Source organism: Nitratidesulfovibrio liaohensis, from assembly GCF_011682075.1.
Taxonomy (GTDB): Bacteria; Desulfobacterota; Desulfovibrionia; order Desulfovibrionales; family Desulfovibrionaceae; genus Cupidesulfovibrio; species Cupidesulfovibrio liaohensis.
The window spans coordinates 1-704 of record NZ_VSMK01000723.1 but is presented as its reverse complement, the minus strand read 5'-3'; the positions used below and the strand labels follow the sequence as shown (position 1 = coordinate 704).

The following is a 704-nucleotide window of genomic DNA, read 5'->3' as shown; positions in this document are numbered from 1 at the left end:
GGCCTGCCCGGTGCCCCCGCGCGGCCTGGGCGACAAGCTGCTGTGCGCCGCCCTGCCCTTCGTGGAAAGCCTGCGCGGCTATTCCATGCAGGCGTTGCGGGCCGATGCGCTGGCCGCGCTGACCGTGGCCGTGGTGGCCCTGCCGCAGTCCATGGCCTATGCGGTCATTGCCGGGGTGCATCCCAAGTACGGCCTGTACGCGGCCATCGTGCCGGTGATCGTGGCCGCGCTGTGGGGGGCCTCGCGCTACCTCGTCGCCGGGCCCACCAACGCCATCGCCATGCTGCTCTTCGCCACCATGGCCGAAACCGTGGTCAACGGAGTGCCCCTGTCCGCCCTGCCGGAAGAGACGCGCATGGCCTACGTGTTCGGCGTGGCCATCCTGGCCGGGCTGTTGCAGGTACTCATGGGCCTCGCCCGGCTGGGCGAACTGGTGCACTTCATTTCCCATTCGGTGATGGTGGGCTTTACCGCCGGGGCGGCGGTGCTCATCGCCGTGGGGCAACTCAAGAACCTGCTTGGCGTCAGCATCGGCAACGCACCCACGTTCGTGGAACTGGTGCTGTCGACCCTGCGCCACCTGCCCCGGACCAACCCGTGGGCGCTGGGCACGGGGCTGTTCGCCATGGCCGTGGCGCTGGGCATCGCGCGGGTGCACCGCCGCCTGCCCGCCGCGTTCCTGGCCGTGGCAGCATCGGGCGCGG

General features: G+C 70.9%; 1 protein-coding gene. It reads left to right on the top strand.

The annotated features are described in order from the left end of the window. A partial coding sequence (locus FVW27_RS18200) for a SulP family inorganic anion transporter (RefSeq protein WP_243838562.1) occupies window positions 1-704 on the top strand: 704 nt, incomplete at both ends.